At 59.0% G+C, this 12,992-nt stretch carries 5 protein-coding genes; all 5 read left to right on the plus strand.

Annotated features, from left to right (window positions below):
- The first annotated feature begins 23 nt into the window (after window positions 1-23).
- The 5 genes from AACY08_RS08500 to AACY08_RS08520 all read left to right on the plus strand — a co-directional run bounded on the left by AACY08_RS08500 (window position 24) and on the right by AACY08_RS08520 (window position 12,969).
- The gene (locus tag AACY08_RS08500) at window positions 24-1,748 is read left to right on the plus strand and encodes a ShlB/FhaC/HecB family hemolysin secretion/activation protein (protein ID WP_339469052.1); all 1,725 of its coding nucleotides are present in this window, start codon (window positions 24-26) and stop codon (window positions 1,746-1,748) included.
- A 28-nt stretch (window positions 1,749-1,776) separates the two neighbouring features.
- Window positions 1,777-10,440 (plus strand): hemagglutinin repeat-containing protein, encoded by an 8,664-nt coding sequence (locus tag AACY08_RS08505; RefSeq protein WP_339469054.1) that lies wholly within the window; start codon window positions 1,777-1,779, stop codon window positions 10,438-10,440.
- Window positions 10,437-11,297 carry a PoNe immunity protein domain-containing protein gene (locus AACY08_RS08510; protein WP_339469055.1) on the plus strand — a complete coding sequence of 287 codons (861 nt, stop codon included), beginning with the start codon at window positions 10,437-10,439 and terminating at the stop codon, window positions 11,295-11,297. Before AACY08_RS08505 ends, AACY08_RS08510 begins: the two co-directional genes overlap by 4 nt.
- 294 nt (window positions 11,298-11,591) lie before the next feature.
- Window positions 11,592-12,275 (plus strand): transposase, encoded by a 684-nt coding sequence (locus AACY08_RS08515; RefSeq protein ID WP_339469057.1) that lies wholly within the window; start codon window positions 11,592-11,594, stop codon window positions 12,273-12,275.
- A 175-nt stretch (window positions 12,276-12,450) separates the two neighbouring features.
- Window positions 12,451-12,969, plus strand: a complete 519-nt coding sequence (locus AACY08_RS08520; RefSeq protein WP_339469058.1) for a hypothetical protein — start codon at window positions 12,451-12,453, stop codon at window positions 12,967-12,969.
- Window positions 12,970-12,992: the final 23 nt, after the last annotated feature.

The raw sequence follows: 12,992 nt of genomic DNA on the forward strand, positions 1-12,992 counted from the left end.
CTTTGATTTTCGACGGATTGAACATGTCTTTGTTATTACCACGGACTCGGTATCTGCTATGCACTTTCATGCTCGCTTATCTGAGCCTGAACAGCGCCACAGCCGCCCCTACGCCAGGGGATCAGGACCTGATTCGCGACCGCCAGAACCGCCTCTTGGAAGAGCAGCGTCGGCGCCTGGATGAACTCCAGGACTTGCCCGGCAAAGGCGATCAGTCCCAGGCCCCGGCCACACCCGCCGACACCCGTTGCTTCCCGATCAAAGACATCGAACTCAAGGGCGCCGACAGCCTCTCCGTCGGCGACCGCACCCTCCTGCTCAAACCTTATATCGGCCAGTGCCTGGGCGTTCCACAGCTCAATGAGCTGCTCAAGGTCATCACCGACTATTACATCGCCAAAGGCCATGTCACCAGTCGTGCCTATTTGCCGCAGCAGGACCTTTCCAGCGGTCACCTGCAGGTGCTGGTGGTGGAAGGCAAGCTCGAAGGCTTGAAGGGCGCGCAAGGCAGCAACCTGACCGACCGCGAGCTGGCCATGGCGTTTCCCGGCAACATCGGCGGAGCCCTCAACCTGCGGGAAATCGAGCAACTGGTCGACCAGCTCAGCCGTTTGCCCTCCAAGCAGGCGCAAATGGAGCTGACCCCTGGCAGCCAGATCGGCGGCAGTGAAGTACGGGTCAAGAACGTCCCGCAAAAGCCCTGGCGCGCCAGCCTGTCGCGCAACAACGACGGCCAGAAGAGCACCGGCGAACAACAATGGGGCGCCGGCCTGGAATGGGACAGCCCACTGGGCCTGGCCGATCAGCTGATTTTGCGCGGTGGCCACGACGCCATCAGCGACCATCAGAAAACCTCCAACAGCAGCATGTTCTATTACAACGTGCCGTGGGGCTGGTGGAATTTCAGTTACACCTACAGCGAGAGCGAATACCGCACCTTCCTCATGCTGGACGATTTGAAGGTCAAGCAGAACGGCGACAGCCAGAACCATCAACTGCGTGCCGAGCGGGTGATCCATCGTGACGAGGTGAGCAAGACGTCGGTCAACGTCGGCCTGACTCACCTGCGCACCAACAACTACCTGCTCGATTCGCGGCTGGCGACCAGCAGCAACCGCCTCAGCGAATTTCAGGTCGGCATCACCCACGGTCGACGCATCGGCAATGCCTTCGTCAACCTGGACGTGGGCATGCAAAACGGCATTGGCGCCTTTGACGCGCAAAGCGACCAGCAGGGGCGCGATGCCAACGGCAACCTCACGGCGACCCCGCGCTATCGCAAATACACCGCCACGATGAGCTACCTGCAGCCCTTTACTTTGTGGGGCGAGTCGCTGAGTTTTTCCAGCCTCGCCACCGGGCAGCGCAGTGAAGACGTGCTGTACCCGGCGCAACGCATGAGCCTGGGTGGTTCTTACTCGGTGCGCGGCTTCAAGGACCAGCAACTGAACGGCGACAGCGGTGGTTACTGGCGCAACGAAGTGCGCTGGGCGCGCCCGGTCACCCTCGACTGGATGCGCCCGGCCTTCGCCGAATACGGCGCCAGCGTCGGTTATGACCAGGGCGTAATCAGCAACGATCGCTACAACGACGACGAGCATGGTCGCGTCTCGAGTAACTCTTTGGAGTTGTTCGCGCGCGGTAAAAACGTCAGCGCCAGCGTGACCGTTGCCCATTCCCTGGAGCGACCTGGCGTGGTGACCGAGCGCGAAGCGCCGATCTATTTCCGCCTGGATTTCTTCCTGTAATCAACACCGCTGCCTTGAGATTTTGAATATGGATGCTCGCCCTGCTACCGCCCTGAAAAGCCTGACCCAACGCGGCCTGGCACTGATCCTGGCCAACGCGCTGTTCTGGCAGCCGCTGCTGGCCCAGGCCGACGGCATCGCGGTCAGCGGCCCGGGCACTACGCTCGGCCAGGCAGGCAACGGCGTGCCGGTGGTGAACATCGCCACGCCCAATGGCAGCGGCCTGTCCCATAACCAGTTCAAGGACTACAACGTCGGCCCCAATGGCGTGATTCTCAACAACGCCACGGGCGCGGTGCAGAGCACCCAACTGGGCGGGATCATTGTCGGCAACCCGAACCTCAAGGGTGGCGCGGCGAACGTCATCCTCAACGAAGTCAACGGCGGCAGCCCCAGCCAGTTGCGCGGCTACACCGAAGTGGCGGGGCAGTCGGCCAAAGTCATCGTGGCCAACCCTTACGGCATCAGTTGCAACGGCTGTGGGTTCATCAACACGCCCAATGTCACCCTGACCACGGGTAAACCGGTCATCGACAAAGTCGGTCGCCTGGACCATTACCAGGTCGATGGGGGCGCGGTGACCATCGACGGCCAGGGCTTGAATGCCAGCAACGTCGACCGTTTCGAGATCATCACCCGCACCGCCAAGATCAATGCAAAGATCAACGCGCGTCAGCTCACCGTGATTGCCGGGCGCAACGACGTCGATGCCCAAAGCTTGAACACCACCACGCGGGCCGACGACGGCAGCGCCAAGCCGGAACTGGCCATCGACTCCTCGGCCCTGGGCGGCATGTACGCCGGCGCCATCAAGCTGGTGGGCACTGAAGCCGGCGTGGGCGTGAAGCTCGACGGCACCTTGGCCGCCAGTGGCGGCGATATTCAACTCGACGCCAACGGCCACTTGAGCATGGCCCAGGCGGCCGCCAGCGGCGCGATTGATATCAAGGCCGCGAGCCTGGAGACCAAGGGCGCGGTCTACGCCGGCACCCGCCTCAAGGCGCAGACGACCAAGGGCACGCTGAAAAACAGCAAGACCCTCGCCGCGCGCGACAGCATCACCCTGGCCAGCAACGGCCAACTGACCAACACCGGCATCATCGAAGCTGGGGTCAACGCCGACAACACCCGCAACGCCGTTGGCGACGTCACGCTCGACAGCCAGAACATCAGCAACACTGGCACGGTGATCGCCAATCGCACCCTCACCGCCACCGCCACCCACGTAGATAACCAGAGCGGCACACTGAGCGCCAGGCAGGCGCTGAACATCACCGCCGACAGCGTCGATAACCGCAACAAAGGCCAACTGCTCAGCGACGGTGCGCAAACCCTCACTGTCAGCGGCCTGCTGGACAACAGCCAGGGCGGCATCATCGACAGCACCGGCGCGTTTACCCTGCACGGCAACCGCCTCGACAACAGCGCCGGCAGCCTCACCGGTGGCGGCTCGATCACCGTGGACCTGCTCGGCGACCTGATCAACCGCAACGGCAAGCTGGCGAGTGTCGGGCCGCTGCTGGTGCAACGCGCCGCCCACATCGACAACCAGGGCGGCAAGCTCGCCAGCCAGGGCCTGCTGACGCTGTTCGCCAACAGCATCGATAACCAGAACAAAGGCACCCTGGCCGCCAACGGCGGGGTGGCAATCACCACGACAGGCCTGTTGCAGAATGGCGCCGACGGCTTGATCCACAGCGAGCAGGGCGGCCTGAACATCACCGCCGGTATGCTCGATAACAACGGTGGGCGCATCGCCGCCAAAGCCGGTAATGCAGTGGTTGACGCGATCAACTTCAATAACGGCAACGGCACACTGTTCGCCGGCAGCGCTGTGAGTCTTACCGGCTTGAATGTCGACAACGGCGGCGAGATCGCCGGCAACCGCATCGACGTCAACCTGGACGGCGCCCTGACCAACCGTGGCCTGATCGAAAGCGCCACGGCCCTTGATGTCGACACCGTCGGCCTGAACAACAGCGGCCAGATGCGTGCCCTGGGCACCGCAGGCAAAACCCGCTACGCCATCGGTGGCCTGCTGAACAACAGCGGCAGCCTGGAAACCGCCAACGACCAATTGAGCCTCGCGGCAAACACCTTCCAGAACACCGGCGGCAAGGTGGTGCACGTGGGTACCGGTACGCTCGACCTGAGCGGCATCAGCCTGGATGACGTCGGCGGCAGCCTGGTCACCAACGGCGACCTGACCCTCGACAAAACCGACTGGACCAACAGCACCGCGATCCAGGCCGGGCGCCTGACCGTCAACGTCGACAACCTGAAACAGACCGCCACCGGCCAATTGCTCGGCACGCGTAGCCTGGTCGGCAAAGGCCTGGACTGGAGCGTCGGCGGCGCCGTCGCCAGCCAGGGCAGCGTCGACCTGACCGTGGACAACCTGCTCAACGACCACGGCCTGATTTTCAGCGGCGGCGACATGAATCTGCGCGTGGACCGCCTGAAAAACCTCGGTGCCACGATTTACGCCATGGGCAACCTGCGCGTCGACCGCGATGGGCAGGGCGCGGCCGCCACCAGCATCATCAACAGTTCGGGCACGATCGAAAGCGAGCGCAACCTTATCCTGGCCGCCAGCACGATCGACAACATCCGCACCGTGCTCAACACCCACTCCGGCATCTACACCGCCTCTATTACCCCCACGGCCTGTATCGAGGGCGTGACCGGTGGCGACTGCGACGGCGGCAAACAGAACCGTCCGTTCCAGATCAGCGTGCGTGACCACTTTATTGTCAGCGACGCCACGCCCGCTTCCAGCATCACCTCGAGCGGCGACATGCTGTTGAGCGGCGGCAACCTGCTCAACAGCAGCAGTAGCATTGCCGCCGGCGGCGCCATGACCGTGCGTGTCAACCAACTGAGCAACGTCGGCCTGGTGACCCACGACACCCAGTACGACCGTATCTTTACCTCGGCGCGTGAGCGCAAGCCGGGCGGCTGGTACCGCGAGGCGGCGGCGTTCACCCAGCGCTATGCGGCGGGCCAGAACATGGACGGTGTCGAAGCCGGCCTGGCCTCGTTCATCGGCAAGATGGAAAGCGAAAAGACAGCCCTGCGCAAAACCACCCAATTGATGGTGCCGGACCAAAGCTACGCCGCCGTGATCCAGGCCGGCGGCGCCGTTGACCTGAAGGCCCAGGACGGCATCGATAACAGTGTCGTAAACCGCGGCTACACCTACGTCGGCAGTGGTGCCAACACCACCAAGCCGGGCTTCTCGACCGAGGTGAAACTCAACGCGCAGCTGCCGCCGGACCTCGCCCAGCAACAGGTCAACCCACTGGGCCTGCCGGGCTTCGACCTGCCCACCGGGCCAAACGGCCTGTTCCACCTCAACGACGGCAAAGGTGCGACCGGCCTGCCCACCAGCCAGTTCGCGGCCAGCCCGCACAAATACCTGATCGAAACCAACCCGCTGTTTACCGACATGCGTCAGTTCCTGGGCTCGGACTACATGCTGACCCGGCTCGGCTACGACCCCGAGACGGCACAACGTCGTCTCGGTGATGGCTTCTACGAACAGCGCCTGATCCAGCAAGCCGTCCTCGCACGCACCGGCCAGCGTTTCATCGACGGCCAGACCAGCGACGCCGACCTGTTCAAGCACCTGATGGACAACGCCATCAGCAGCAAAACCGCGCTCAACCTGTCAGTGGGCGTCAGCCTCACCGCCGAACAGGTCGCGGCCCTGACCCACGACATCGTGTGGCTGGAAAACACCACCGTCGCCGGCCAACAAGTGCTGGTGCCGGTGCTGTACCTGGCCCAGGCAAACAACCGCCTGGCGCCCAATGGCGCGCTGATTTCCGGCAGTGACGTGAGCCTGATCACTGGCCGCAACCTCAATAACGCCGGCACCCTGCGCGCCACCGGCAGCCTGCTGGCCAACGTCGGCGGCAACCTTGCCAACAGCGGTTTGATGCAAGCCGGCGGTCGCCTCGACGTGCTGGCCGGCAACACCCTGAGCAACCGTGCGGGCGGTGTGATCAGCGCGGGCAACGTCAACCTCGCGGCGGGCGCCGACCTGCTCAATGAACGCAGCGTCACTACCCACGAAAGCGCCAGCAGCTACCGCACCGAACGCAGCGACTTCGTCGACAGCGCCGCGCGCATCGAATCGGCCAACGATCTGGCGCTGAAAGCCGGGGGCAACATCAACAACATCGGCGGCGTGCTCAAGAGCGGCGCCGACATGGCCGTCCAGGCCAAAGGCGACGTCAACATCACCGCCTCGAAGAGCCTCGACAGCGGCGCCATCGGCACCCGTTCGAACTTCACCACCATCGCCCAGCAAGGCTCCGTGGTGGAAGCCGGCCGCGACCTGCACGTGATTGGCGGGCGCGACATCAGCGCCGTGGCCAGCCAGGTCAATGCCAAACGCGACGTCAACCTGATTGCCACCCGCGACCTCAACGCCATCGCGGCAGCCAACGAACAGCATTCGACCTACAACTCGAAAAAGATCAAAAGCATCGAAGACCACGTGCAGCAAGTGTCCAGCGTGATCAAGGCCGGCGGCGACGCCACCCTGAGCGCCGGGCAGAACCTGCAACTAGTGGCCAGCCAGGTCAACGCCGGCAACGAGGCGTACCTGGTCTCCGGCAAAAACCTCGAGCTCAAAGCCGCTGCAAACCAGGACTACAGCTTCTACAGCAAGACCAAGAAAACCTCGCAGGGTAAGAAATTCCGCCTCGATGAAACCGACGCCGTGAACAACGTCGGCAGCCTCGTCAGCGCGGGCACAAACAGCACCGTCGTGGCCGGTGAAAACCTGTTGCTGGCTGGCAGCTCAGTCACAGCCGAAAAAGGTGCGACGCAATTGGTCGCGGGCCAGGATGTGAGCATTCTCGCCGTCAGCAACTCAGACAGTGCCCGCCACGAACGCAAGGAAAGCAAAAGCAGCTGGGGCGGCCTCAAGTCGAGCAAAGTCCAGGACAAAGTCGACGAAAAACGCACCACCGCCCTGGGCAGCATGGTCTCCGGCGAAACCGTCACCGTCGCCGCCAAGCGTGATGCCACTGTCACCGGTTCCAACCTGGTCAGTACCGGCGACCTCGCCGTACAAGCCGGCCGCGACCTGACCATAGACGCGGCGCAAAACACCTTCGCCCGCACCGACATGCACAAGGAGAAAAACCGCGACCTCACCGGCGTGCTGACCGGCAACAAGCTCGGTCTGGACGACATGACCGGCAACCAGAAGCTCTACATCAACAGCTCCAAGCACAACGGCACCGCCAATGAAATGACCTTGACCGGCAGCACGATTGGCTCGAGTGCGGGCAATGTGTCGTTGACGGCGGGGCGTGAGTTGAAGGTGGTGGCCAGTGATTTGGTGAGCACCAAGAACATGGAGTTGAGCGGGGCGAATGTCACCGTTACTTCGGGGATGGAGACGGCCAGTCAGACCAGTAAGGACAGTTCCAAGAGTTTGGCGGTAGGGCGGGTAATTGCGGGCTCGGTGGTGGACACCGCCACCAGCATGCGCGACGCCGTCAAAGCGGCCCGTAGTGCTGATGACCCACGCCTCAAGGCCGTCAAAATCGCCCAGGCAGCCCTCGCCGCCTACAACCTGAACGGCCAGGCTTCGGACGCCAATGCGCAAAGCTCCGGTTTCAAAAACAAAACCGGCGGCACGCCCGGCAACGGTTCGCTGATCAAAATCGGTACCGAACTGGCCAATAACCGCAGCAAGAACAGCAGCGAATTCAACAGCGCCACCGCCAAGCAGAGCACGCTCAACGCAGGGCAAGATTTGTCGATCGTCGCCACGGGCGCGGCGGCGGGGACTCAGGGTGATATCCAGATCATCGGCAGCCGCTTGAAAGCCGCCAACACCTTGTTGTTAGCCAAAAACGATGTGTTGATGCAAAGCGCACAGAACACCACCGACCGCAAAAACGAAGGATCGAAAACTAAAACCGCCATCGGCGCCAGCTTCAATATTGGCGAGCAAAATGGCTTCACCCTCGACCTCGGTGCGCAGGGTGCCAGGAACAATGGCAACGGTAACTCCGTTACTCAAGTCAACAGCACCCTCGATACCGGCAGCCTGTTGTTGCAAAGCGGTGGCGATACCACCCTCAAAGGTGCCCAGGTTCGCGCGGACAGGATCAAGGCGGATATTGGCGGCAACCTCACTATCATCTCCCTCCAGGACACCGAGTCGTCGCGCAGCAAACAGAACAGCGCAGGCTTTGGCGCGAGCATCTGCGTGCCACCGTTCTGCTACGGCTCCACCGTCGCGGCCTCGGCGAACCTTGCCGCCGCCAAGATGAACAGCGACTACAAGGGCGTGACTGATCAGAGCGGCTTGTATGCGGGCACGGGCGGCTACGACATCAATGTCGGCAAGACCACCACCCTGCAAGGCGCGGTGATTGCCAGCGAAGCCAGCGCTGAAAAGAACCGCCTCAGCACGGATCGGCTGATCGTCAGCGATATCAAGAATGTCAGCGAGATCAAGAGCCAGTCGGCGAGCATCTCGGTCTCCACCAGCAGCGGTGGTGGCACCTCGCCGGGCGGCGCCATCCCGATAGCACTCAAGGATAAAGATCACAGTTACACCCGTAGCGCGGTCAGCGACGGCACGATTGTGGTGCGCAATGCCGAAGGCGCCAATGATCTGGTGGGGCTGAACCGCGACACTGCCAATGCCAATCAGAAGCTCGACCGGCCTGATGAAAAGGCCATGCAGGAACGTATCGACCTGATCCAAAGCTCGGCGCAACTGGCCAGTGGGGTGATCAGTGCGGTAGGGAAGGCGAAGGCGGATGAGGCGAAAGCACTGGCCGATAAAGCCAAAACCCAGACCGAAACCGGTTCGCCGGACGCCGCTGGGACGGTACTCGCAGCGAATGCCGCTTATGCGGAAGCCAAGCGCTGGCAGGTTGGTGGCGACAAGAAGTTAATGGCTGACATTGCTACCGGGTTGATAGCAGCAGGGCTGGGTGGTGCGCCTGTCGGAACGACGGTTGGCATCGTTGCCAACACGGCCTCCAGCGATATCTTCAACAAAATTGGTGATTACGCCCACTCACGTGCGACTGATCCGAAAGCAGATGCGGCCACTCGGGCAGCTTGGGCTGAAGGCGGTGCGGCGCGTGTGATGTTGCATGCGCTGGCGGGCGCGGCTATGGGGTTGTCCAGTGGCAGTGTGCAGAGCAGCGCGTTGGGCGCGGGGGCTTCTGCGGCGCTGATGCCTTCCATTGAGCAAGTCCTCGCCGATGGGAGAATGAACGAAGCTGACCGAAAAAATGTGGTTTCGTTAATTGCAGCGGGGTTGGGTTCTACTCTCGGATCTGGAAGAGGTAGCCAGGGTGCGGTAGTTGCGGCTGGTACCGCGGTCGGCGTAGAAAAGTACAACCGGCAGTTGCACCCGGATGAGATCAAATTTGCGCTTGAGACCGATCGCGTCAAACGCTACGCGAGCGAAAAGGGCATTACGGATGATCAAGCCCGCACTGAACTGCTGCGTACAGCAGCGGCAATGGTCGACCGAGGCTGGAACAATGTCCTGGCCGTCAGCGATGGCAACACGGCAGAGGCAGCTAACTTTCTACGAACAGAGCTTTCCGAGTCGAAAAACACGAATCTGTTTCACGTCACCCTTGCTGATTACAACAATGAGACGCTGGGATTGAAGCGGTTGTTGGGGGACCGTGCTTTAGTCACGTCCGTGGTCGAGCATTTGCAATTGGTCGACCCATACAAGTTCAGGCGTGATCCCAACAATCAGGCTGCGATTCTGAACGCCAAGGGCGAGGGCAGTGCAGAGGGGTTCGTCAGCGCGGTAGAGTTCATCATGAGCCGCACATCGAAGTCTGCCCTGTGGGTCATGGATACGATCAATTGTCCCAGCTGTGGGGGGCGGCAGTTCATTGCAGGGCTCGAGGCTCTTCAGAACGCACCGGAAGCGATCGGGTTAAAAGGCGCGGTCGACACGTTACATATAATGCAAGGTTACGGGCTTGATGTGGTCCGGCAAAATGAGGCGCTCGCCACCTCGGCAGGCGTGGAGCTTGGTCTTGGAGGCGCTGGGCTTGTCGGGGCGGGCAGAGCCACGAACAGGCTGACCGGTGAGCTCGCGGAGGCGGTCGGCAAACGTTTTAACTTAGTCATCAATGAAGCCGCCGAACAGGCATTGATCAAGAGCGGAGGGCTGTTTGGTCGTGATGGCAAGCCTGTCATGGACCTTAGTGTGCTTACCCGGGAGCAAAAAGGCGTCATGGGTGATCTGTTCGGAGGCGATTCAGTTCAGAAAATTGTTCCCGACGGGCAAAAATTGGCGCGCGTCCCGGGTAATGGTGAAACGGGAGTGGACGATCTTTATAAGGTTAATCGTCCAGATGTTGACTTCGTCGTCATTGAGTACAAGTTTGTTGGCGACAACAAGAAGTCGGGGGCCTCGGGGCTAGGCAATACGTTGGATGGCAAGCAAGGTTCTACCGCATGGACTCTGGGTGGCGATCGCCTGGAGCGGGCAGTAGGGCAGGATCAGAGCCTGGATGTACAGGCAGCCGTGCGGATGAACCGCACCGAAACGTGGGTCGTAAGAACCCGGCCTGATGGTTCCACAGAAGTCGAGGTATTGGATGCGCTTGGCAAGGTCAAACCCACTGACACCTCTAAAATATTACCTTCCAAAAACCTGAACGGGGTTCTTCCATGATTCGCGCACCTTTGGGAGATAAACAGTATTGGGACATGCGTCAGGTAAAAGACCTGCAATGGATTGAGACGACCAGCCAAATGCTGGCAGAGCCATCTCCCAATCCCGAGTACGAACCGCAATTTGCATTCGATTTTGCGAAGCATAATTTGCGTGCAGCTATAAGGGTTTACTCAAGTGGCGGCCATGTGGCTGAGATGCAGACCTACTTTCCCCGGCTTTTGGACGCATGGGAACTCTCCAATGCTGCCTCCGACAAGATCTGTGCAGAAAACAATCTGCAGACCTGCCGAGACTGGACCTTTGAATTGGCGGATCTTAACCACTATATCTGGTGTTTCTGGTTAGTGAGCCTGGGGCTGGCGCTTGAGATTCCAGATGACCCGTGGCGCCGATTGGTTATTTTAATCGGCGAGGGTGGGCGGGACGTTCTGCTGGATCGAATCATTGCATCCCGCCAACCGGGGCGCGTGATTGGGGTTCAACTGCTGCATGTCAAACCCTACGCGAGACTGCTCAAGGCTATCGACGCGCCTCAGGCGAAACAAGCAGCGCTGTTGCGGGAGTTTGTAGAGCACTGGTACCTGGAGCTGAACCGGCGCGGTAAACATCAGCCCTGGTGGTACCTCTATGGTGACCCGGTTAAACACCCGCTTGAGATGGGCAGCTACTTCGGGCGTTGGTGCTTTGAGGCTGTTGCGGCGGTCAAAGCGTTCTCAATGGATGACAGAGCTTGTATCGGCCATGAACACTATCCCGGCGAACTGCTTCACCCCAGTGATGCCGTTTTTCCAGAGTTGGCTCAAGCAAAGAAAACGGGATGGCTCACCAAGTTGTTTGGAAGGGCAAATAAGTAGTTCTTGGCCGGCAATGGTAACTACTACGCATTGACCGAGGATAGAGCGAAGCGAATTGTTTCGCCTAATCAGTCCGCCTGAATTGAACGGGAATCGGGGTCAGACCACGTTTTCAGCGAAATCCATACAAGGGTTTAACTTTTTTGTGATGTTTCATTAACGTATATAACGGTTTTCGCTATTTATAACGACTTATGCTATTTAAAAATTTGATTTATTTTTTGAAATAATTATATTTCTTTGCTTTTGTTACGGGCGACTAAGCTGATCTCTTTCAGAAATCAGGGGGTTGTTATGGCTCGTCGTCCTCGGTTGTTGGTACCAGGTCTTCCGCTGCACATTATTCAGCGCGGAAATAATCGTTCGGTTTGTTTCTATTCAGAAGATGATTATATTTTTTATATCCGCCGCTTAACGCTCTTGTCGGAAACGCATGGCTGCAAAATTCACGCGTGGTGTCTCATGACGAATCACGTGCATTTATTACTGACTCCAACTACCCCTCTAAGTGCTTGTTCGTTAATGAAAGAGCTTGGTCAGCGTTATGTTCAAAATATAAATCGTGCTTATCAACGAACAGGAACTCTGTGGGAAGGTCGTTATCGTTCTTGTTTGGTGCAGCACGAAAGCTATTTGATGGCCTGTTATCGCTATATAGAAATGAATCCCGTCAGAGCGGGAATGGTGGATCATCCCGCTGAATATCGTTGGACGAGCTACCGAGCAAATGCACAGCTGGAACCTTCAGCACTTATAACGCCTCATGATTGTTATAAAGAATTGGGTGGTAATGTCGATCAGAGGGCTGAGGCGTATCGTCGTCTTTTCAAGGATGAGCTTGAGCAAGAAGTAATCGACCAAATCAGAGATGCTACAAATGGAAATTACGTATTCGGAACGGGAAGGTTTGCGTCGCAGATAGCACAAGCTTTGGGCAAGCGAACCGTTAGAGGATTCGCTGGCCGCCCAAAGCAATGACTTTCAAACGTCAATGGTTGTCTGACCCCTATTTTCTTTCATCGGTGCCGACTTAAAAACTCCAGGCCTGGCAAAGTTAGATCGTGAACTCGGTTAAAAATAGGCCTGAGGGACCTCGTAAAACAGCGGCTGAAAATGCGCTCATAACTGGCAGGGTCGAAGGCAAAATATTCAAATGGCCGCAATAATTCTGGAGGGTGTGGTGATGATTCCTTGGTGGTTGTTGCTCGAGCAAAAAGAGGGTGATGTGCTTGATACATCCGGAGTGGCACTTTCACTCATTGATGAGGGTGTTTATGGAACTTGTGATAATCAATTCTGCTTGGCCAACACCTTTAACGAGGATGGTCAGGACAAACTCCGATTAGTTTCTTTTTACTGGGCAGCCAGCGAAGCAGCGTTTCGTCGAGCCTATTTCAGAGAAGTTGAACGTGATGACATGGCTGTCAGTAGACCCCCTGCGGAATTGATACCAAAGACGGCATGCACGACCTATGGTCAAATCAAGCAAGCGTTGAAGGCCGCCGGGGACGTTATGGAACATGCCTCTTACCGCATAATGTCCGATCGTGCCTTTGTTCACAAAAGCCTTGAGACCGCGTCAGCAGTCTACTATTTTCGCTCGACAGACATATTGGATGGCGAGCTGCCCTATGCCATTTTGTGGAAATGTCGTGGGCTTGGTAACTATTAAAAACAGCAGTGAGTGAGGTGATT

Origin of the sequence: Pseudomonas sp. EL_65y_Pfl1_R83, assembly GCF_963970695.1 — a bacterium.
Lineage (GTDB): Bacteria > Pseudomonadota > Gammaproteobacteria > Pseudomonadales > Pseudomonadaceae > Aquipseudomonas > Aquipseudomonas tritici.